The organism is Rhodothalassium salexigens DSM 2132 (assembly GCF_004341375.1).
GTDB lineage: Bacteria > Pseudomonadota > Alphaproteobacteria > Sphingomonadales > Rhodothalassiaceae > Rhodothalassium > Rhodothalassium salexigens.
Genome location: NZ_SLXO01000004.1, coordinates 1 through 19,343, shown reverse-complemented (window position 1 = coordinate 19,343; position 19,343 = coordinate 1). Strand labels below are relative to the sequence as shown.

Sequence of the window (19,343 nt, the reverse complement as noted above, 5' to 3'; positions counted from 1 at the left end):
GCCGCCGACCGGCCGCCTTGGTGTTTGTCATCGCTCCAAGGAACCCCCCAATGCCCCGAATCGCTTACCTGAACGGTCAGTACGTACCCCATGGCGACGCGATGGTCCACATCGAGGATCGGGGCTATCAATTCTCGGATGGCGTGTATGAAGTCACGCTGGCGCTCGGCGGCCGGCTTCTGGACGAGGACCGCCACCTGGCCCGGCTCGGCCGCTCGCTGGCCGCCCTCGACATCGCCCCGCCGCTGGGAGAGCCGGCGCTTAAGGTGGCGATGCGCAAGCTGGTGGCGCTCAACCGCCTGCCCGACGCCCTGCTCTATCAACAGGTCACCCGGGGCGTCGCGCCGCGCGGCCATGCCTTCCCCAAGCGCCCGGTGCGGCCGGCGCTGGTGATGACGGTGCGACGTTTCGACCCGGCGGCGGTGGCGGCGCGCCAGACCCAGGGCGCCGCGGTGGTCACCGTGCCCGACCTGCGGTGGCGGCGCTGCGACATCAAGTCGGTATCATTGTTGGGCAATGTGCTGGCCAAGCAGGCGGCGAGCGCGGCCGGCGCGCAAGAGGCGTGGATGGTCGACACGGTGGGCGTCACCGAGGGCGCGTCGACCACCGCCTGGATCGTCACCCAGGGCGGCGAGGTGGTGTCGCGGCAATTGTCGCAAAGCCTGTTGCCCGGCGTGACCCGGGCGGTGATCGCCGACGCGCTGGCGCCCCTGGGGGTGCGCTTCGTCGAGCGGCCGTTCACGGTCGCCGAAGCACAAGCGGCGGCCGAGGCGTTCTTCACCTCGACCACCAGCTTCGTCATGCCGGTGACATCGATCGACGGCCAGACCGTCGCCGACGGCCGGCCCGGCCCGGTGACCCGGGCGATCCAGGCGGCGCACTGGGCGCATGTGAGGGCTGCGACCGGCCGGCCGCAGTCGCCCCGCTAACGCCAGCGGCGCTCGTCGCCCCGGTCGCGATCATCGTCCCGGGCGCGATCGTCGTCATGGTCGTCATCATGATCGTGGTCGTCATGATCGTCGCCGTCCGAGCGCCGGTCGCGGTCGTGGCGGCCGTGGCGCAAGATGCGCTCGGCCAACTGGCGGCGGACCTCCAGCGGCAGATCCGCCGCGACCGCCACCAGGGCATCCTGCGCCGGCTCCTGCACCGCCCCGGTCAGCCGCCGCAATTCGGCGAATTGCGCCCGCAGCGCCTCGGTATCCACCCGCGCGGCGGTCAGTTCGTCGGCGATCCGCTCGCGGGTCTCGTGCAGGGCATGAAAGATCGGCCGCAGGGCGTCGCGCTGGTCGCGCAGGCCGGTGCGCAGCTCGGCGCGCGCCTCGCGCGGCAGGTCGCGCGCCAGGGCGTGGAGCGCGAAATCGGGCCCGGGGGTCCGGCCGGCCCAGCGGTCGACCGGCGCCGGACGCGGCGGCGCGCTGACCCGGGCCAACAGATAGCCCGCGCCGAACAGGTTGAGCGCCAGCGACAGCACCGCCACGCCGGCGAGGATCTGCACCGGCCGGCTCATGGCGCCACGTCCGCGGCGTCGAGCGTGTCGGCCGGGCCCAGCACATAGCCCGACATGTCGACCAGGTCAGCCCCGCCGCCGGGCGCCTGAAGCAGGCCGAACACGACGCCCAAGACCAGCGCCAGCCCAAGCGCCCCGCCTTGCGCGGCCAATGGCTGCGGGCGCAGCAGCGGCGCCAGATCGGGCGCCGCCGCGCGCCACCGGGCCAGCAAGGGCAGCCGCTGGACGACCTGGTGGGGCACCGCCAGCAACCGCGCCATGAGCGCCGGCGACACCGCCGGGGGCGGCGGCGCGGACCGGGCCAGCGCGGCCAAGGGGTCGCCCGCCAGCGAGGCCGCCTCGGCGTCCAACGGGGATTGCGCCACGGCGTCCGAGCGGGGCTTGGTCCGGCGGTCGGCCGGGTCGCGGTGGTCTGGGCTGCGGGTCATCGCCGGTCTCCTTCACCCCGCCGGCCGGTCGCCGGACGGGTAGATTTGGTACGTCCAAGGGCTCACGCGTCCTTCGCCAGCGGCGCCAACAGCACCGCCCGGTCGGCGCCGAGCCGCTTGCGCAAGCCGCCGCGCGCCCGGGTCAGCAGCGATTCCAGCGCCTTGACGTGCACGTCCAGCACCGCCGCCGCCTCGGCGTTGGACAAGCCTTCCAGATAGCACAGGGTCACCGCCAAGCGCTGGCGCTCGGGCAGCGCATCGAGCGCCGCGCCCAGCAGCCGCGCCCGGTCGCGTTCGACCAGGCGGTCTTCGGCGGTCGGGCCGTCATCGGCCTGGTCGAAGCCCTCGGGCAGCGGCTCGGGCCGGCGCTTGCGGCGCAGGTCGAAACAGCGGTTGGCGACCACCCGGTAGAACCAGGTGGTAAAGCGCGCCTTGCGGGCGTCGAACCGGTGCGGCTGTTGCCACAGCTTGGCGAACGCGTCCTGCACCGCCTCTTCGGCCATGCCGTGGTCCACCGACAGGCGGCTGGCGAGCGCCAGATAGCGCTCTGCGTGGCGCCGCACCAGCACGCCATAGGCGGCGGCCGAGCCCTCTGCCACGCGCTGCATCAACGCCTCGTCGCTATCGCCCGGTCCAACCGTCATCCACACCGCCCGACACACGGGCCCACCGGGCCCTGGTGGCCTTGCTACGTCCCGGGGCCGGGCCACCCTTCGCAGCGATTGCGCGCCCCGGGGGGCGGCGGCGGCCGGCGGCTGGGGCGTTAGAGCGGCACGATCAGACAGGTGGTGGTACCGTGGGCGGCGAGCTTGCCGCGCGCGTCGAACAACTGCGCCTCGGCGGTGCCGGTGCGCCGGCCGCGGTGGACGATGCGGCTTTCGCACACCACCTCGCCGGCGTCCGGGCGCAGGCCGCGCACCAGATTCACCTTGAATTCCAGCGTCGTGTAAGCCTCGCCCCGGTCGAGCGTGCTGTGCACCGCGCACGCCAGCGCGGTGTCGAGCAGGCTCGCCGCATAGCCGCCATGGATGCTGCCGATCGGGTTCATGGCCCATTGCCCCGGCCGGCCGCGCCAGCGGGTCCAGCCCTCGCCCACCGCATCGAGCCAGAAGTCGAGCGTCGACGCCATCGGCGGTCGGTCGCCATTGTCGAGCATGCGTTGCAGATAGGTCAAGCCGTCGCTGTCCTTGACCCGGTCGGCCAATGGCGCGGGGTCTTGCCAGGTGTAATGGCGCTCCATGGGGGCAACTCCTTGCGAACGAAACGGGTGGGGGGCGAAACCGGGCGCGGCGGCCGCCGCCGGGGTGCCGGGTTCAAGGGTGGGGGTTCCTCATAGGCAAGGGCGTCGGCGCGCGCTAGAGTAGGCGCTTACCCGCCGGTCCGATTATCTGAACAGGGAGAGTTCCATGCCCGATACCGCCCGCCTGCCCGACCTGCGCCTGGCCCAGCGCCTGGACGCCATCAAGCCGTCGCCGACCATGGCCGTCACCGCCAAGGCCGCGGCGATGAAGGCGGCGGGGCAGGACGTGATCGGGCTCGGCGCCGGCGAACCCGACTTCGACACCCCCGACCATGTGAAACAAGCCGCCGTCGACGCCATCTGGGCGGGGCGGACCAAATACACCCCGGCCGCCGGCACGCCGAGCCTGCGCCAGGCGATCGCCGACAAGTTCAAGCGCGACAACGACCTGACCTACGCACCCGAGCAGGTGATCGTGAACGCCGGCGGCAAGCACACGCTGTTCAACGCGCTCATCGCCACCCTCGATCCCGGCGACGAGGTGGTGATCCCGGCGCCCTATTGGGTGAGCTACCCCGATATGACGCTGCTGGCCGGCGGCACGCCGCGGATCGTCGAGACCCGTGCCGAAGACGGCTTCAAGCTGACGCCCGGCGCGCTCGACGCCGCCATCGGCCCGAAGACCAAGTGGGTGGTGTTCAATTCACCGTCGAACCCGACCGGCGCGGCCTATACCCGCGACGAGGTGGCGGCGCTGTGCGCGGTGCTGGAGCGCCACCCCCATGTGTGGGTGATGAGCGACGACATGTACGAGCACATCGTCTATGACGGCTTCACCTTCACCACGCCCGCGCAGGTCAACCCCAATCTCTACGACCGCACCCTGACCTGCAACGGCGTGTCCAAGGCGTTCGCCATGACCGGCTGGCGGATCGGCTATGCCGGCGGGCCCGAAGCGCTGATCAAGGCGATGACCAAGGTGCAGTCGCAATCCACGTCGAACCCGTGTTCGATCTCGCAGGCTGCGGCCGAAGCGGCGCTCAACGGGCCGATGGATTTCCTGGCCCAGCGCAACGCCGCGTTCCGCGACCGGCGCGACATGGTGGTGCGCGAACTGAATGCCGCCGAGGGGCTCGATTGTCGCACGCCCGAGGGCGCCTTCTATGTGTTCCCCAGTTGCGCCGGCCTGATCGGCCGCACCACGCCCGAGGGCAAGCGGCTCGACAGCGACCTGGACGTGGTGACCTATTTCCTCGAGTCCCAGGGCGTCGCCGCGGTCCATGGCAGCGCCTTCGGGCTGTCGCCGTTCTTCCGCGTGTCCTACGCCACCGACACCGACAGCCTGCGCGAAGCCTGCCGCCGCATCCAGGAAGCCTGCGGCGCGCTCAGCTAAGTCACGTTCCGCCTGGCGCGCCGCCGCCCACGCGCCAGGCGGGATGTGCGTTCCCGTCCCACCCGGCCGGCTTGCAAACCGCCGGCAGTCCTGGCAAAGCGAGGCCATGAGCCAAATGCAACCAGACGAGCCGTTGGTCCTGGCCCTGCCCAAGGGCCGCATCCTCAAGGAAGTGATGCCGCTGATCCGTGCCGCCGGCATCGACCCCGAACCGGCGTTCGACGACGACGACGAACGCCGGCTGCGCTTCGCCACCAACGTGCCGGGGCTGCATATCATCCGGGTCCGCGCCTTCGACGTGGCCACCTTCGTGGCGTTCGGCGGCGCGCACCTGGGCGTCGCCGGCAACGATGTGCTGATGGAGTTCGCGTATGACGATCTCTATGCACCGCTCGACCTGGATATCGGCCATTGCCGGCTGTCGCTGGCCGAACCCGACCCGGCGGGCCCCTTGGGCCACATGGTCACCGACGCCGCCGGCGACACGCCGCACAATGTGGGCCACATCCGTGTGGCGACCAAATATCCCAACATCACCCGGGCGCACTTCGCGCGTCACGGCATTCAGGCCGAATGCGTCAAGCTCAGCGGCGCCATGGAACTGGCGCCGGCGCTGGGGCTGTCGCGGCGGATCGTCGACCTGGTCAGCTCGGGCTCGACGCTGAAGGCCAATCATCTGCGCGAAGTGGCGGTGATCGCCCATGTAACGTCGCGGCTGATCGTCAACCGCGCCGCGTTCAAGACCCGACCCAACACGGTCGGGGCCTGGGTCAATCGGTTTCGGGAGGTCGCCGCTCATGCCGCTTAAGCTCAACAGCCGGGACGCCAATTTCACCGAACGCTTCCGCGCCTTCGCGACCGCCGAGCGCGCCCCCGCCGCCGACGTGGCCGACACCGTGCGCCGGATCATCGCGCGCGTCCGCGCCGAGGGCGACGCGGCCCTGATCGACCTGACCCGCCAGTTCGACCGCACCGAGTTGACCGCCGAGACGCTGCGGGTGCCCCAGGGCGACATCCGCGCCGCGCGCAAGTCGCTCAACCGCAAGACCCTCGAAGCGCTGGAACTGGCCGCCGACCGGATCAGCGCCTTCCACGAGTCGGAGGTGCCGAAAAGCCGCCGCTTCACCGACGCCGCCGGCGTGTCGATGGGCTTTCGCTGGCTGCCGGTGGACGCCGCCGGCCTGTATGTCCCCGGCGGCACGGCGGTCTATCCCTCGTCGGTATTGATGAACGCGCTGCCGGCCAAGGTCGCCGGGGTCAAGCGCCTGGCGATGACCGTGCCGACCCCCGACGGCCACATCGACCCGCTGATCCTGACCGCCGCCGACATCGCCGGCGTCGACGAGATCTACCGCGTGGGCGGCGCGCAGGCGATCGCCGCGCTCGCCTTCGGCACCGAAACCGTGGCCCCGGTGGACGTGATCACCGGCCCCGGCAACGCCTATGTGGCCGAGGCCAAGCGCCAGGTCTTCGGCCAGGTGGGCATCGACAGCATCGCCGGGCCGAGCGAGATCCTGGTGGTCTCGGACAAGGCCAACGACCCCGCGGTGATCGCCGCCGACCTGTTGAGCCAGGCCGAACACGACCCGGTGGCGCAAGCGGTGCTGATCACCGACGATGCCGACTTCGCCGCCCGGGTCGAAGCGGCGGTGGCCGAGCATCTGGAAACCCTGCCCCGGCGCGACATCGCCGCGGCCAGTTGGGCGCAATGGGGGGCGATCATCCTGGTCGAAGACCTGATCGCCGAGACCGGCACCCTGGTCGACCGGTTGGCACCCGAGCATCTGGCGCTGGCGGTCGACGACGCCGAGGCGCTGGCCGACACCATCGCCCATGCCGGCGCCATCTTCCTCGGCCGCCACACGCCCGAGGCGGTCGGCGACTATGTGGGCGGCCCCAACCATGTGCTGCCCACCGGGCGTCAGGCGCGCTTCGCCTCGGGCCTTGGGGTCACCGACTTCATGAAGCGGTCGACCATGCTGCACTGTTCGCGCGACGGGCTCGACCTGATCGGCCCGGCGGCGGTGACGCTGGCCGATGCCGAGGGACTCGACGCCCACGCGCGCTCGGTGGCGCTGCGGCTGGGACAGGCGCCGGCGTCGGACCGGTCATCGGACCCGGCGGCGCGATGACCGCAGCCGCCACCGCGCCCGACCCGCGTCTGATCGACGTCACGGTGGACCAGCCGGGCGTCGTGTCGTGGAACGCGGATATCGAGCACGAGCGGCGGGTGGCCATCTTCGACCTGCTGGAGACCAACCATTTCGCGCCGCGCATGCCGCTGCCCGGTGGCTATGCCGGGCCGTTCAAGCTGACGCTCGGCGCGCGCGAATCGCGCCTGGTGTTCGCACTCGCCGACACCGACGACAATCCGCTCGAACAGTTCCGCCTGTCGGTGACGCCGTTCCGGCGCATCATCCGCGACTATTTCAAGATCTGCGAAAGCTATTTCGAGGCCATCAAGACCGCCGCACCGTCGAAGATCGAGGCGATCGACATGGGCCGGCGCGGCGTCCACAACGAGGGTGCCGAATTGTTGGTGGAGAAGCTCGCCGACAAGGTGGAAATGGACTTCGACACCGGCCGGCGGTTGTTCACCCTGGTCTGCGTGCTGCACCTGAAGGGCTGAGCGGATGACCCCCGCGCCGCCGCCGCGCAGCGTCTTGTTCGTGTGCGGGCGCAACACCATCCGGTCGATCCTGGCACACCGCCTGTGCGACCGGCATTGCCGGCGCCGGGTGTTCGTCGAGTCGGCCGGGATCGCCCCAACCGACCCCGCCGGCCCCGATGCCCCAGATACCCACGACTCCGACCAAGCCACCCCCGACCCGTTCGTCGAAGCGGTGCTGCAAGAGGTGGGATTGTCGGCCGAGGGGCTGACGCCCAAGGGCTTGGACCAGGTGGCGGTCGACCGGTTCGCGCTCGTCGTCTCGCTCAGCCCCGAAGCGCACCACCGCCTGTGCCGCGATCGCGCCGACCCCGACCAGCCGGTGGAATACTGGCCGGTCCAGGACCCCGGCGACATCGGCGGCAGCCGCGAGCAGCAACTGGCCGGCTATCGGCTGCTGCGCGACCAGTTGGCCCACAAGATCGCCGAGCGGTTCGACTTCACGCCGCCGGGCCGGGCTTGACAGCCACGCCGCGGCCCTTGCAATTGGCGCGACGAACCCCCAGAAGAGAGCCAAACGCAGCGTCCCCCACCGGATCGTCCGACCGACCATGCAGCCGGCGCCCGTGCCCGGGGGCTTACCCATATCTGGAGCGCGAATGAGCAAGGAAGAAGTCTTGGAAATGCGCGGCACGGTCACCGAACTGCTGCCGAACGCGATGTTTCGGGTCAAACTGGAAAACGGCCATGAAGTCCTCGGCCACACGGCGGGCAAGATGCGCAAGAACCGCATCCGCGTGCTGACCGGCGACGAGGTGCTGGTCGAACTGACGCCCTACGACCTCACCAAGGGCCGCATCACCTACCGCTTCAAGTGACGCCACCCGCACAGCCCGCCCCACCATCCGGGCCGACCGCCGGGCCGACCGCCAGCCCGACCGGTCCGAGACCGACGCTCACCCTGGCGTCGGCGAGCCCGCGCCGGCGCGACCTGCTGGGCCAGATCGGCATCGTGCCGGACGCCGTGGCCCCCGCCCATATCGACGAAACGCCGCGCCGCGACGAACCCCCGCGTGCGCTCGCCGAACGCCTGGCGCGCGAGAAGGCCGCCGCCGCCCACACAGCCCTCGCCGCCGAGACCGCCGGGGTTGGCCCGACCGCCCAGGCGCCCGCCTATCTGCTGGCCGCCGACACGGTGGTGGCGGTGGGCACCCGGGCGCTGCCCAAGGCGCTCGACCGCGCCACCGCCGGGCGCTGTCTGGCGCTGTTGTCGGGGCGCCGGCACCGGGTCTATTCAGGCGTCTCGCTGATCGCCCCCGACGGCCGTCAGACCGTCCGCGTGGTCCAATCCACGGTCGCCTTCAAGCGCCTGTCGCACGCCGAGACGACGCTCTACCTCGACCAGGGCGACTGGCACGGCAAGGCCGGCGGCTACGCCATCCAGGGCCTGGCCGCGGCGTTCATCCGCTTCGTCCAGGGCTCCTATTCCAACGTGGTCGGCCTGCCCCTGTTCGAGACCGCGCAGATGCTTGCCGGTGCCGGCTTCCCGCTGGCCCGTGACCTGCCCCCCAGCCCCGAGACTCCGTCATGACCCGATCTGAGTTGCTGTTGACCGAAAGCCCGGGCGAGATGCGCGCGGCGCTGCTCGAAGACGACCGGTTGGTCGAACTGGGCCACTGGCGCACCGCCGGCCCCGGCGGCAGCGACGACCCGGTGCGCCCCGGCGCCATCTTCGGCGCCCGGGTGACCGCGATCGACGGCGGCAAGGGCATCTGCCGGCTCGACCTCGGCGACGGGCTCGACGCGATCATGCCCGACCGCCAGGACCGCCGCGGCTTCACCGAGGGCGCGCTGGTGACCGTGCAGATCGCCGCCCTGCCCAGCGCCCACGACCCCGACAAGAAACCGGTGGCGCGCCGACGCCTGGTGCTCGAAGGCCGCACCGTGACCGTGGAGACCGGTCGCCGGGTCACCGTGTCGCCGCGCTTCGACGGCGACGACGGCCACGAAGCCGCCCTGGTCTCGGCGCTCGACCCAGTGGGCGCGCGCGTGCGCGTCACCGTCGAGGCCGCCGCCGCCCATGCCACCCCCGAGGCGGTGCGCGCCGAGGCCCAAGCCTTGGGCGGCATCCTGCTGACCGTGACCGAAGACGACAGCGCGCCGTGCCTGCTGCTCGCCGCCCCCGACCCGGTGGTCGACGCGCTGACCCGGCTGGCCCCCGCCGGACCGGCAACCGTGACCGTCGAGGGCCGCGACCTCGCCCGCCGGGTGCGCCACCATCTGGCGCAAAGCCCCGACACCGGGCTCGCCCTCAACGCCTGGACCGAGCGCGCCGACCTGTTCGCCGAGCGCGGCGTCGACGACGCCATCGACGACGCCCTGGCCGCCGAGGTCGACCTGCCCGGCGGCGGTTCGCTGGGCATCGACCAGACCCGCGGCGGCGCGGTGATCGACGTCAACCAGCGCGGCCGCGACGGCGCCAGCCTGGAGACCAACCGGCTGAGCCTCAACCTGGCCGCCGCCGAGCACGCCGCGCGCCAGATCCGCCTGCAAGACCTGGCCGGACAGATCTTCATCGATTTCGTCGGCCTCAAGCGCGCCGACGATTGGGACCGGGTGCTCGCCGCGCTCGACGCCGGCCTCGCCCGCGACCCGCGCCCGACCCGGCGCCACCAGGTCAAGGCGGCCGGGCTCGTGGTGGTCAACCGCCAGCGCCGCGGCCTCAGCCTGCGCGACCGGCTGTTGACCCCGGCGCGCCCGCAACTGTCGGTGGAGACCCGGGCGCTCGCCCTGGTGCGCCAGGGCCTGCGCACCGCCGAGACCGAGCGCCGCCCGGGCACGCTGGTGTTACGCGCCCCCGAGGCGGTCGCCGGCTGGCTCGACAAGACCGAGCCCGTATGCCAGAGGCTAAGCGAGCAGACCGGGCGATCGGTGCGGGTCGAGACCGGCAGCCCCGCCGGCGCCCATGTGTCCACCGGCGGCTGAGCCCCGACCAACACCACCCGCCCGCCCGACACCGACCGCCGGACACCGCCGCCACGGGCCCGCGACCGCGAACACCGGCTGGCCCGTGCCGGACCCCGCTCAGCCCCTCAAGCCAGCAGGTCGCCCATGGCCCCGCCCCCGACGCCCGCACCGCCCAGCCAGCCATCGACCGACACGGCCTCGGCCGCCGGGCGCTGTCCGCTGTGCGACAAGCCCACCGACGCCGGCTACCGGCCGTTCTGTTCCAAGCGCTGCGCCGACGTGGACCTGCACCGCTGGCTCGGCGAGGGCTATGTGCTGCCCGGCACCACGCCCGCCGACCCCGACCACTGGCCCACCGACGACGGCTGAACGCCCCCGCCGGCCCTTTGCCCCGCCCCGCTTTAGGCGTATACTAATCGCCCGAAGGGGAGGCTGCGCGTGACCCAAAGCAACCGAATCGCCACCTATGGCGCGTTCTTTCTGTTTTACCTGCGCGAGCATAGCGCGCCGGCGACCCGCGCCTGGCACTATCTGGCGGCGGCCGGCTCGCTCGGGGTGGCGCTGTGGGCGCTCCTCGCCGGGCCGCTCTGGCTGCTCTTGGCCATGCCGGTGGCGGGCTATGGCCCGGCCTGGCTCTCCCACGCGCTGATCGAGCGCAACCGCCCCGCCACCTTCCGCTATCCGCTGTGGTCGCTGGTCTCGGACTATTACATGACCTGGCTGTGGATCACCGGCGGGCTTGGCCCGAAGCTTGCCGAAGCCGGCGTCGCGCGGCCCGCCTGACCGTGGCCACAGGCCCGGAAAAGTTTTCCCCGCGACACGGGTATAAAATTTTTTGAGAATGGACACCTCCGCGCATTTCAGGAATACTCCTGCCCGCACTTGAAACCGACGGAAACGGCGCCGCCACGCACCGACGGCGTCGGGTGCGATGGGCGGGGGGAAGATGGGTGCAGCGTATGACATTGCGATCGTCGGCGGTGGCGTCTCGGGCGCCTATGCCGCCGATCGGCTGAGCCGGGAGCGCCCGGGCGCCCGCATCGCCCTGTTCGAGGCATCGGAGCGACTTGGCGGTCGCCTGTGGTCGGTGGAACTGCCCGAGGTTCCCGGCGTGATCGCCGAACTGGGCGGCACCAATTTCTCGGCTCAACAACCTCTGGTCACCGGCTTGGTCGACGCACTGGGCCTGGCCAAGACCGAGGTCGATGCTGGCGTTTGGTTGTCCTATCTGCGTGACCACCGCTTGGTGGAGGCCGATTTCGCCGACGCTGACAAAGTGCCTTACTTCGTGACGCCCGAAGAAGCGGGACAGAATCCCTATGCCCTGCTGATGGCGGCGCTGTTCGACGCCCTGCCGGGCCTGCAAGACCATCTGCCCGTGACCGCCGAGACACTGGACGCGTTGATCGCCTATCTGCGCACGGCGACGGTGGACGGGCGCCCGCTCCACAGCCTCGGGTTCGCCAACATGCTCAGTGCACGCCTGTCGCCCGAAGCATTCGCGCTGGTGCGCGACAATACCGGCCACCCGACCGCGGTTGCCAATGGCAACGCCTATAACATGACCCTGCATCTGCTGGTCAGTTCGGCGGGCCCCTTCTATGTCCTGGATGCGGGCTTCCAGTCGCTGGTCGAGGCCCTCGCGGCACGCGCGCACGACGCCGGCTGTACGGTCCGGAAGGGCCACCGGCTCACCAGCCTGCGCTTCGCCGGGGCCGACGACGGCGTCGCGCTCACCTTCGCCACGGCGCACGGGCCCGAAACGATCGAGGCGGCACAGGTGATTTGCGCCCTGCCGCCGGCGGCCTTGTCCGGCATTCGGTTGACCGACGCCGACGCGACACCCCGAACTTGGCCCGTCGACCTCGACAAGGTGGTCGGCTTGCCGGCTGCCAAGACGTTCCTCGTCTATCCCGAGCCCTGGTGGCAGGACCTGCCGGGCGGTCCGGGCCAGATCACCCGCTCGGCCATGACAATCTCGAACACCAACCTGCCGCTCTGCGCCTGCTATTATTGGGGAGCGGCCGACTATGGCGACAGCGGTCCCGCGCTGCTGCTCGGCGCCTATGCCGACGGCGACTGTGTGGACTTCTGGTCCGGGATGATGCCGCCCGACGCCGCCCCATGCGCCGGCATGGATCCGGCCGAAGCGCCACGCCAGGCACCCGCCGCCTTGACCGCGCGCCTGAACGAGCAACTGTCCGAGATGCACGCCGCCGACCTTCCCGCCCCCCGCTACGGCGTCTTTCAGAACTGGGCCAACGCACCTTTCGGCGGCGGCTACCATAGCTGGACGCCCTTCGTGCGCAGTTGGGACCTCTCGGCCGCCTTGCGCCAGCCGCTCGCCGACCGCCCACTATACCTGTGCGGCGAAGCCTATGCGGATTTGCAGGGCTGGGTGGAAGGCGCGCTCATGGATACCGAAACCCTTCTCGCCACGGCATTCGCAGGACAACCGAAAGGGTCGCAAGACGCGGCCGCCTGACGGACAGCGCCATGCAGACTGTGTTTTGCAAGAGAAGGACATGTCAAAAACAATGGTTTTTTGGCGCCAAATGCAAAATACTCGTCCGCTCAAACCGGAAAACAAACTGATTTTAAAAACGAAATAGACTGAATTATCTTGAAAGCATGACTATAGCGTTTTCATTTAGAGGCGACAAGAAAACGTTTCGACATTTCTCGATAATCAGTAGACTGGCACCTCATTATTCAGAAAGGACTATTGGAACGAAGCAAAAATCAAGCTGTAACCCGACGACCGACCACCCGGGCGCCCCAGCACCGCTGGCCTACGAAACCGCCCCCAATCAATCCCGCACCACATGCTTGGTGTAAAAAAAAGAGGCCCCCCATGTCGAACCTCGCCAAACTGCTCGCTGACATGAATAGCTCGCAAGACGTCGGCAAGCGTTACCAAACCGATCTCAACCAACTCGCAAACGACTATGATCTTTCAGAGCCAGAAAAGGCGGCTCTGGCATCGGGTTCTGAAGAAAAGATTCGCTCGGCGATTGGCGACAAGGTTGGTGATTTTGTCATTGCGTTGATCGAAACACCTTAGAAGAAATGCTGAAAAACGGCATAAGAGTTTTTATCCGTCTTACCGCTAAGACCATGGTCTTGGCGGCAGCTTTCTTTAGCGCTCAAACACTCGCATTTGCAAATGACAATGTCAGCGTGAAGCGTGAGATTTCACGCCTTTTAGATGACGGTAAATTCAAAGACTTGGAGCCAATAGCCAGAAAGTTCCTGCGTGATTCCGAAAACCTATACGATAAGGCATTTGCCTTTATTGCTTTGAACGTGTCCCTCTTGAGTCAAAACGACTTTTCGGGGTCTTTTGCGCTCATTGAAAGGATATTGCCCCTTATTGAAAAAATCGACAATCCGTCTTTTCAATTAGCTGCTAAATATCAGGTGTCCCTCTCATATCGTTTCATCGGCCTGAGCGATGAGCGTCGAGACCATGCGAATGATCTGCTGGAACAAGCAGAAGCGGCAAACCTGCCGCTTTGGGCATGCTTAGCAAAACTCGAACTGGCTTACTATTATTTGGACGCTGCTCCCCAAGAGTTTTCTGATGCGGTCCAGACCGGCCGCAATACATGCGAAAGAATTGCCAGAGAGAAAAAACAAAAGACAAATAATGAAAAAAAGATCCTTACAGCAGCTTTGTATGACTTCAGATTTTTGCAGGGAAAGTTTTTACTTTTCAGAGAAGAAAAAAAAGACCTTATGAAAGCAAATAAAATTCTTGATTCTCTGAACGCTGAATATATTCCCGAAGCCGATAAATTAAAGCGAATATATCCTATCGCGCCTTTGACAAAATCTCTACTTGCCGAGAGCTACAGGCGGTTGGGTGAATTGGATAACGCTATTAGATTAGCCAATGATGCACTGAGATATACAGAAGAAAACGGCATTATGCTTCATGCCTCTAGGGCATATGAGACCCTTTACTTATCAAAAAAAGAACAAGGCGATATGGCGGCCGCGCTTGAGTATCATGAAAAACTCCTCCGCACTCGCCACCATGTCACCGATATCAAAACGGCCGGCAAGATCGCCTTTTATCAAATGCGTTACCGGTCGGCCGAAAAGGATCGCGAAATCGCCGATCTGAGCCGGGAAAACCGCATCCTGGCGCTGGAACAACAGATCAATCGCCAACAGACCCGGCTGACGCTGGTGGTCACGGCGTTGGCGCTGGTCCTGTTGCTCATCCTGGCCGTTTTGGTGCTGAGGCTGCGGCGGGAGCGGGCGTCGTTCGCGCATCGGGCGCGCCATGACGGCCTGACCGGCGCCGCCAATCACCAACACTTCATGGCCGCCACGGAACGCGCCCTGGCCCATTGTCGTCAGGTCGACAAGCCGCTGAGCATCATCGTCTTCGACCTGGACCATTTCAAACGCATCAACGACGCCCATGGCCACGGCGTCGGCGACGATGTGCTGCGCGCCGTGGCCGAGGCATGCCGACCGGTCTTGCGCACCGACGACTTGCTAGGCCGGCTCGGCGGCGAGGAATTCGCCATCCTGCTGCCGGGCTCGACGCCCGAGGACGCCACCGACATCGCCGAGCGGTGCCGCGAGGCGATCACCGAAATCCCGGTCGCCGCCGGCCTGCCGGTCGACGCCTTGTCGGCCAGCTTCGGCATCGCCGGCCTGGCCGCCCAGGAGGAGCCCAGCCTGCGCCACAGCGAGTTGATCGCGCGCGCCGACCAGGCGCTCTACGCCGCCAAGAACGCCGGCCGTAACCGCATCGACCTCTACGACACGGCGGCCGCCTGAGCCGCTCGCCCTGAGCGGTCCCCCCGCCACCCTCCCTTCCAGCCGGGCGCCGGCGTGCGCCTGCCGCTTTTCTCCGCCCCCAACCCAGAAACGGACCCCCACCCCATGACAGACAAACCCGGCCGCCTGGTGGTCGTCGGCACCGGCATCAACATCGCCGGCCAGTGCACGCTGATGGCCAAGAGCCGCATCGAAACCGCCGACCATGTGTTCACCCTGGCGACCCCAGTGATCGCCGAGTGGCTGACGACGCTCAACCCCAAGGTCAGCGACCTGCGCACGCACTATGACTATGCCAATGGCAAGGACCGGCTGGACAGCTATCGCGGCATGGTCGCCGACTTGGTGGCCGCCGTGCGCGCCGGCCGCAATGTGGTCGCCGCCTTTTACGGCCACCCCGGCGTGTTCGCCTGCGTCGGCCATTGGGCGATCGAACAATTGCGCGGCGAAGGCTATGAGGCATGGATGGAACCGGGCGTCTCGGCCGAGGATTGCCTGGTCGCCGACTTGGGGCTGGACCCCGGCGCGCGCGGCTGCCTGAGCTACGAGGCGACCCATTTCATGCTATACGACTGCCCCATGGACGCCTCGGCGCTGTTGATCCTGTGGCAGATCGGCATCGCCGGCGACCATACCCGCACCACCCGCTTCGCCACGCCCGAGCGCCTGGCCGTGCTGGTGGACCTGCTGTCGCGCGCCTATCCGCAGAGCCACGAGGCGATCGCCTATGAAGCGCCGGTGCTGACCCCGTTCGAGACCGCGCGCATCGATCGCTTTCCACTCGCCGACCTGCCCAAGGCCCAGCTGACCGCCACCACCACCCTGGTGATCCCGCCGGCCACGGGCAAGACCGAACGCCCGGGCATGGCCGAGACCCTGGCCGCGCTGATCGCCACCGAACCCGCCTGGCCCGAGGCCACCCAAGCCTGACCCGCCAGACAAGACGGTTCGGCGCCGTTCAGCACCGCTCGGGGGAGCGGGCTCCCTTCCACACCTGCGATGCGACCTCACCGACAACAGACAGGGGGGGGATACCGGCGAAACATCGACCTTCTCTGCCTTCCAGAATCTGATCACGGGCGACATGCTCTAACCACGACCGGCCCTGGACATCTCTACCGGTCTCCCCGCGCCGGTAAATCACATGAATCAGAGGTCGGTTCCCATGCCCCACCCAATCCGCTTTAATCAAGACAGGATCATGCTCTGCCTGCGCCTATTGTCAGTTTGCAATGGAAAGGGCTGCTTCAATATCCGCCAGCAAACGACAATTGAGGGTATCCCAGTCACGCCCCTTGATGCTCGCGCGCATGCTGACCTGCAACTCTTGCCGTCGGTCTGGATTGCCAACGGCATGGATGGCCTCGGCAATTGCCTCGCTGAAGCTCGCAGCGTCGTATCGTGCGATGAAACCGTTTTCGCCGTGCCGTAGCAAAGCCCGCACGCCGTGTCCGTCTGTGGCGACAGGAACAAGCCCCTGGCTCAGGTATTCCACCACCTTGACGGGATAGGCATAACGATAATTCAAGACGTCAGGGTCAGTGGGGCAAAGCCCGATATGGCAGGACCGCATGATGTTTAGGACCGCGTCATGGTCGATGAGGCCATGACGGACAAGGCGCAAGCCGTGTTGCATCGCCTCATCGCGCACGGCTTCCAGGGCAGCAACGCCATCAGGGGTTTCCCAGCCCATAAGATGAAGGCACGCAGGCGGTCCTTCGTAGCATCGTGCCCACTCAGCGATCAGACCTGCTCCCCGCCGCATGCTGATATGTCCAGCATAACAGAGGGATATTTCCCGATCGCTCGTCCATTGAGGGGGCGGACCTGATGTCTCCCTTACACCCGGTCCGTCGGCCATAACGAGCCGACACTCGCGCTTCGGCATGGGCAAGTGTGACAGAATTCCCGGATGCATGCCGATGATCCAGACATCTGCCAATTTCAACATCGGTGAAAGTAGCAAACGCCAGAGACCGGCCTTTGCCACCCGGCCTGCGCCCCGAGACGTGCTCCATGTGAGCGACGGATGATCATAAAGATCGTAGACCCAACGACACTGCGCCAACACTCGACAGAGGAACCCTGCGAGCAACAGGCGCGGCGCGTAAACGGTATGAACCACCACCCGGTCTTCATGACCCAGGCGCCGCGCCAGTTGTAGGCTGGTCCGGAGCAGGGATAGATGCTTGCCGACAACATGGACGGCCTGCGCCCGAGCTTCGAGAGATGGCGGGAGTGGTTTCGGGGTCACAACATCAAGCCGGTAGGCACCAGCCAGCGCGAAAACTCGCTGGAAGCGAATTTGGTTCGGCGCGTCGTTGACTGGGCCGATAATCAGAATACACCGAGTTGCCATTCCAGATTGGTCTTTCGCTGCCCTACAGCCAAAATTTTTTCCTGCTGTAAAGTACGGGGCCGGTCTACGATAGGCGAAAATTTGGAAAAGTGCCGATGGGAGTTTTAAGGGAAAAGAACGATGAGCATCATAAAAACTTGCCTTATGGTTTTCCCGGCTCATCAAGCGATGATGAGCCGGTACGGGGGAGTGGCCACTCCCCCGTACCGGCAGGGTCGGACCGGGAAAATGCTGGCCGCACAGGGCCGAGCTAGAGTGGGGTCGCCCCGTCTTTTCCAACAGACCTGAACGGATACCTGGGCCGCACGGCCCGTATGGCAAGCACAGGATTGGAAAAGATGACCGAGATTAGCATCGGGATCGACATCTCAAAAGACCATCTGGATGCCTATCGCAGCCACGATGGTGCGGAAAAGCGCTTCACCAATGACCGTTCCGGTTGCCGGCGGCCGGTGGCCTGGATCGGCGCCGAAGCAGAGCGCATCGTTTATGAGCCGACCGGACGCTATCACAGGCTCGTGGAAGACATCCTGAGCAAAGCGGGACTTCCGCTGGCAAAGGTAAACCCGCGGCAAGCCAAGCGTTTCACGGAAGCCATCGGCGTGCTCGCCAAGAGCGACCGCGTCGATGCCAGGGTTCTTGCCCAAATGGGAAGGGTGCTGGATCTGCCTTGCCACCAATCGGCCAGTGCCGAAATGGACGCGCTCAAGGAATTATGCGTCATGCGCCGGGCCCTGCTGAAGGACAGGACTGCCGCCAAGAATCGCGAAAAGGGCGCCCGCCTTCCCTTGATCAAGCGACAGCTCGCCGCCCGTCTCCGCCACATCGACCGTCAGGTCACGGCCATCGATGCGGCCATCCGCGAACGCATCAAGGCCGATGCCGCTCTCACGGAGCGGTTCGATATCCTGGTTTCCATCCCCGGCATATCCGAGATCACGGCCGCCGTCCTGTTGGTCGAAATGCCTGAGCTCGGAACCCTCGATGGAAAGCAGGTCGCCAGCCTCGCCGGCCTGGCGCCCGTCTCCCGCCAATCCGGCAAATGGCAGGGGAAAGCCTTCATTCGGGGCGGACGACGTGGTCCACGCGAAGCCCTCTATATGCCCGCTCTCGTCGCCATGCGCTTCAATCCGGACTTGAAGCGCATGTACGAGGCGCTGCGCGCACGCGGTAAACCGCCAAAGGTCGCCATCACCGCCGTCATGCGCAAGCGGGTGATCATCGCCAATGCCTTGCTGCGGGATCACCGACCTTGGGCACCTCATCTGGCTTGACCATCACGGATACTCTTAGTGTCGACCATGTCCTCGTTGGTGGTGTCATTCAAGGTTGGCCTGTCGACCATCGTCGGGCCCAGCGGCAGAAGGCGAAGAAGTCCTTTCGATTGACCTTCGGAGGCATGTCGGCCCATGCCTTCCGCTCGCCAGCTTTGGCCCGGATGGCGTTACGGTCGCGGCCTCTGTCGGCCGGCAGGAGTCGCCTTCGCCAAGATCATCGGTCAGCGCCTCGGCCTCCACACCCGGCGACCTAACCGCCGGTCCGGCGGAAGGCGACGGGGCGTCCTTCGGCATCGACGAGCGCGTGGGTCTTGCTCGTGAGCCCGCCCGCCGCGGGAACGTCCATGCCGCCATCCCAACCATGCCCTTTTTTCCGTGGCTGCGTGCTGATGGACGCGAACACATGTGGCATCGATCATGACGATGTCGCTCTCGTAAGCCTCGGAAACCGCTTCGAGAAGCCGCCCCCAAGCGGCGGCTTTCCGCCAACGGAGGAAGTGGTTGTAGCAGGTCGTCGGCGGGCCATAGCGCTCCGGGATATCCGCCTAGGGGGACCTCCTCCGAAACCGCCAGAGGATGCCGTCCAATACCCGGCGATCATCGACGCGGAGAACGCCGCGCGGCTTGTTGGGAAGCAACGGCTGGACAATTGACCACTCGTGGTCGGTGAATTCCTAGGCCATAAACTCATAAACGGGATTCCTTTGTCGTCAGTTTTGTGATTCACGTTTTTCCTCATTGCAGAGGAGGAACGATGAGCCGGCGCC

21 protein-coding genes and 1 pseudogene are annotated in these 19,343 nt (G+C 66.9%); 16 read left to right on the top strand and 6 right to left on the bottom strand.

The annotated features are described in order from the left end of the window. The first annotated feature begins 50 nt into the window (after nucleotides 1-50). Nucleotides 51-929: a D-amino-acid transaminase gene (locus EV659_RS06585; RefSeq protein ID WP_132708083.1), complete on the top strand. Its 879-nt coding sequence runs from the start codon at nucleotides 51-53 to the stop codon at nucleotides 927-929. On the opposite strand, the gene EV659_RS06580 is transcribed toward EV659_RS06585, so the two are convergent. The 4 genes from EV659_RS06580 to EV659_RS06565 all read right to left on the bottom strand — a co-directional run bounded on the left by EV659_RS06580 (nucleotide 926) and on the right by EV659_RS06565 (nucleotide 3,175). After that, nucleotides 926-1,507, bottom strand: a complete 582-nt coding sequence (locus EV659_RS06580) for a periplasmic heavy metal sensor (protein WP_132708082.1) — start codon at nucleotides 1,505-1,507, stop codon at nucleotides 926-928. The two genes, EV659_RS06585 and EV659_RS06580, sit on opposite strands and share 4 nt — an antisense overlap. Further along, nucleotides 1,504-1,935, bottom strand: a complete 432-nt coding sequence (locus EV659_RS06575) for a hypothetical protein (protein ID WP_132708081.1) — start codon at nucleotides 1,933-1,935, stop codon at nucleotides 1,504-1,506. The genes EV659_RS06580 and EV659_RS06575 overlap by 4 nt, the downstream gene beginning before the upstream one ends. Before the next feature lie 62 nt (nucleotides 1,936-1,997). Next, nucleotides 1,998-2,579, bottom strand: coding sequence for a sigma-70 family RNA polymerase sigma factor (locus EV659_RS06570; RefSeq protein WP_132708080.1), 582 nt, complete (start codon nucleotides 2,577-2,579; stop codon nucleotides 1,998-2,000). 119 nt (nucleotides 2,580-2,698) lie between these two features. Then, nucleotides 2,699-3,175: a PaaI family thioesterase gene (locus EV659_RS06565; RefSeq protein ID WP_132708079.1), complete on the bottom strand. Its 477-nt coding sequence runs from the start codon at nucleotides 3,173-3,175 to the stop codon at nucleotides 2,699-2,701. A 166-nt stretch (nucleotides 3,176-3,341) separates the two neighbouring features. On the opposite strand from EV659_RS06565, the gene EV659_RS06560 reads away from it, so the two are divergent. The 14 genes from EV659_RS06560 to EV659_RS06495 all read left to right on the top strand — a co-directional run bounded on the left by EV659_RS06560 (nucleotide 3,342) and on the right by EV659_RS06495 (nucleotide 15,870). Next, nucleotides 3,342-4,568 carry a pyridoxal phosphate-dependent aminotransferase gene (locus tag EV659_RS06560; RefSeq protein WP_132708078.1) on the top strand — a complete coding sequence of 409 codons (1,227 nt, stop codon included), beginning with the start codon at nucleotides 3,342-3,344 and terminating at the stop codon, nucleotides 4,566-4,568. A gap of 115 nt (nucleotides 4,569-4,683) precedes the next feature. After that, nucleotides 4,684-5,376 (top strand): ATP phosphoribosyltransferase, encoded by a 693-nt coding sequence (gene hisG, locus EV659_RS06555; protein ID WP_132708301.1) that lies wholly within the window; start codon nucleotides 4,684-4,686, stop codon nucleotides 5,374-5,376. After that, nucleotides 5,366-6,700 carry a histidinol dehydrogenase gene (hisD, locus tag EV659_RS06550; protein ID WP_132708077.1) on the top strand — a complete coding sequence of 445 codons (1,335 nt, stop codon included), beginning with the start codon at nucleotides 5,366-5,368 and terminating at the stop codon, nucleotides 6,698-6,700. The genes hisG and hisD overlap by 11 nt, the downstream gene beginning before the upstream one ends. Continuing rightward, on the top strand, nucleotides 6,697-7,197 hold the full coding sequence (locus tag EV659_RS06545) for a UPF0262 family protein (RefSeq protein WP_132708076.1): 501 nt from the start codon (nucleotides 6,697-6,699) through the stop codon (nucleotides 7,195-7,197). The genes hisD and EV659_RS06545 overlap by 4 nt, the downstream gene beginning before the upstream one ends. 4 nt (nucleotides 7,198-7,201) lie before the next feature. After that, nucleotides 7,202-7,699, top strand: a complete 498-nt coding sequence (locus EV659_RS06540) for an arsenate-mycothiol transferase ArsC (protein ID WP_132708075.1) — start codon at nucleotides 7,202-7,204, stop codon at nucleotides 7,697-7,699. Nucleotides 7,700-7,835: 136 nt separating this feature from the next. Beyond that, nucleotides 7,836-8,054: a translation initiation factor IF-1 gene (gene infA, locus EV659_RS06535; RefSeq protein ID WP_132708074.1), complete on the top strand. Its 219-nt coding sequence runs from the start codon at nucleotides 7,836-7,838 to the stop codon at nucleotides 8,052-8,054. Next, nucleotides 8,051-8,767 carry a Maf family protein gene (locus EV659_RS06530; protein ID WP_132708073.1) on the top strand — a complete coding sequence of 239 codons (717 nt, stop codon included), beginning with the start codon at nucleotides 8,051-8,053 and terminating at the stop codon, nucleotides 8,765-8,767. The genes infA and EV659_RS06530 overlap by 4 nt, the downstream gene beginning before the upstream one ends. Further along, nucleotides 8,764-10,161 (top strand): ribonuclease E/G, encoded by a 1,398-nt coding sequence (locus EV659_RS06525; protein ID WP_132708072.1) that lies wholly within the window; start codon nucleotides 8,764-8,766, stop codon nucleotides 10,159-10,161. The genes EV659_RS06530 and EV659_RS06525 overlap by 4 nt, the downstream gene beginning before the upstream one ends. 126 nt (nucleotides 10,162-10,287) lie before the next feature. After that, nucleotides 10,288-10,512 (top strand): DNA gyrase inhibitor YacG, encoded by a 225-nt coding sequence (locus tag EV659_RS06520; protein ID WP_132708071.1) that lies wholly within the window; start codon nucleotides 10,288-10,290, stop codon nucleotides 10,510-10,512. A 69-nt stretch (nucleotides 10,513-10,581) separates the two neighbouring features. Next, a complete protein-coding gene (locus EV659_RS06515) occupies nucleotides 10,582-10,926 on the top strand; it encodes an Mpo1-like protein (protein WP_132708070.1) in 345 nt (114 codons plus the stop codon). Between the two features lie 163 nt (nucleotides 10,927-11,089). Beyond that, the gene (locus tag EV659_RS06510; RefSeq protein WP_165878765.1) at nucleotides 11,090-12,628 is read left to right on the top strand and encodes a flavin monoamine oxidase family protein; all 1,539 of its coding nucleotides are present in this window, start codon (nucleotides 11,090-11,092) and stop codon (nucleotides 12,626-12,628) included. A gap of 369 nt (nucleotides 12,629-12,997) precedes the next feature. Beyond that, the gene (locus tag EV659_RS06505) at nucleotides 12,998-13,207 is read left to right on the top strand and encodes a hypothetical protein (protein ID WP_132708068.1); all 210 of its coding nucleotides are present in this window, start codon (nucleotides 12,998-13,000) and stop codon (nucleotides 13,205-13,207) included. 5 nt (nucleotides 13,208-13,212) lie between these two features. After that, nucleotides 13,213-14,940, top strand: a complete 1,728-nt coding sequence (locus EV659_RS06500; RefSeq protein WP_132708067.1) for a GGDEF domain-containing protein — start codon at nucleotides 13,213-13,215, stop codon at nucleotides 14,938-14,940. Between the two features lie 105 nt (nucleotides 14,941-15,045). Then, the gene (locus EV659_RS06495) at nucleotides 15,046-15,870 is read left to right on the top strand and encodes an SAM-dependent methyltransferase (RefSeq protein WP_132708066.1); all 825 of its coding nucleotides are present in this window, start codon (nucleotides 15,046-15,048) and stop codon (nucleotides 15,868-15,870) included. A gap of 292 nt (nucleotides 15,871-16,162) precedes the next feature. On the opposite strand, the gene EV659_RS06490 is transcribed toward EV659_RS06495, so the two are convergent. Then, a complete protein-coding gene (locus EV659_RS06490) occupies nucleotides 16,163-17,461 on the bottom strand; it encodes a glycosyltransferase (protein ID WP_132708065.1) in 1,299 nt (432 codons plus the stop codon). Nucleotides 17,462-17,637: 176 nt separating this feature from the next. Here EV659_RS06490 and EV659_RS06485 point away from each other — a divergent pair, with 176 nt between their 5' ends. Next, nucleotides 17,638-18,573 carry an IS110 family transposase gene (locus tag EV659_RS06485; protein WP_132708064.1) on the top strand — a complete coding sequence of 312 codons (936 nt, stop codon included), beginning with the start codon at nucleotides 17,638-17,640 and terminating at the stop codon, nucleotides 18,571-18,573. Between the two features lie 61 nt (nucleotides 18,574-18,634). On the opposite strand, the pseudogene EV659_RS15020 reads toward EV659_RS06485, so the two are convergent. Further along, nucleotides 18,635-19,226 (bottom strand): annotated as a pseudogene (locus EV659_RS15020) (IS5 family transposase); the annotation flags it as partial. Nucleotides 19,227-19,343 lie beyond the last annotated feature (117 nt).

What these genes read in the sequence shown, in the direction of transcription:
- EV659_RS06585 (WP_132708083.1), top strand. Translation starts at nt 51, where the DNA reads ATGCCCCGAATCGCTTACCTGAACGGTCAGTACGTACCCCATGGCGAC.
- EV659_RS06580 (WP_132708082.1), bottom strand. Translation starts at nt 1,507, where the DNA reads ATGAGCCGGCCGGTGCAGATCCTCGCCGGCGTGGCGGTGCTGTCGCTG.
- EV659_RS06575 (WP_132708081.1), bottom strand. Translation starts at nt 1,935, where the DNA reads ATGACCCGCAGCCCAGACCACCGCGACCCGGCCGACCGCCGGACCAAG.
- EV659_RS06570 (WP_132708080.1), bottom strand. Translation starts at nt 2,579, where the DNA reads ATGACGGTTGGACCGGGCGATAGCGACGAGGCGTTGATGCAGCGCGTG.
- EV659_RS06565 (WP_132708079.1), bottom strand. Translation starts at nt 3,175, where the DNA reads ATGGAGCGCCATTACACCTGGCAAGACCCCGCGCCATTGGCCGACCGG.
- EV659_RS06560 (WP_132708078.1), top strand. Translation starts at nt 3,342, where the DNA reads ATGCCCGATACCGCCCGCCTGCCCGACCTGCGCCTGGCCCAGCGCCTG.
- hisG (WP_132708301.1), top strand. Translation starts at nt 4,684, where the DNA reads ATGCAACCAGACGAGCCGTTGGTCCTGGCCCTGCCCAAGGGCCGCATC.
- hisD (WP_132708077.1), top strand. Translation starts at nt 5,366, where the DNA reads ATGCCGCTTAAGCTCAACAGCCGGGACGCCAATTTCACCGAACGCTTC.
- EV659_RS06545 (WP_132708076.1), top strand. Translation starts at nt 6,697, where the DNA reads ATGACCGCAGCCGCCACCGCGCCCGACCCGCGTCTGATCGACGTCACG.
- EV659_RS06540 (WP_132708075.1), top strand. Translation starts at nt 7,202, where the DNA reads ATGACCCCCGCGCCGCCGCCGCGCAGCGTCTTGTTCGTGTGCGGGCGC.
- infA (WP_132708074.1), top strand. Translation starts at nt 7,836, where the DNA reads ATGAGCAAGGAAGAAGTCTTGGAAATGCGCGGCACGGTCACCGAACTG.
- EV659_RS06525 (WP_132708072.1), top strand. Translation starts at nt 8,764, where the DNA reads ATGACCCGATCTGAGTTGCTGTTGACCGAAAGCCCGGGCGAGATGCGC.
- EV659_RS06520 (WP_132708071.1), top strand. Translation starts at nt 10,288, where the DNA reads ATGGCCCCGCCCCCGACGCCCGCACCGCCCAGCCAGCCATCGACCGAC.
- EV659_RS06510 (WP_165878765.1), top strand. Translation starts at nt 11,090, where the DNA reads ATGGGTGCAGCGTATGACATTGCGATCGTCGGCGGTGGCGTCTCGGGC.
- EV659_RS06505 (WP_132708068.1), top strand. Translation starts at nt 12,998, where the DNA reads ATGTCGAACCTCGCCAAACTGCTCGCTGACATGAATAGCTCGCAAGAC.
- EV659_RS06500 (WP_132708067.1), top strand. Translation starts at nt 13,213, where the DNA reads ATGCTGAAAAACGGCATAAGAGTTTTTATCCGTCTTACCGCTAAGACC.
- EV659_RS06495 (WP_132708066.1), top strand. Translation starts at nt 15,046, where the DNA reads ATGACAGACAAACCCGGCCGCCTGGTGGTCGTCGGCACCGGCATCAAC.
- EV659_RS06490 (WP_132708065.1), bottom strand. Translation starts at nt 17,461, where the DNA reads ATGAGCCGGGAAAACCATAAGGCAAGTTTTTATGATGCTCATCGTTCT.
- EV659_RS06485 (WP_132708064.1), top strand. Translation starts at nt 17,638, where the DNA reads ATGACCGAGATTAGCATCGGGATCGACATCTCAAAAGACCATCTGGAT.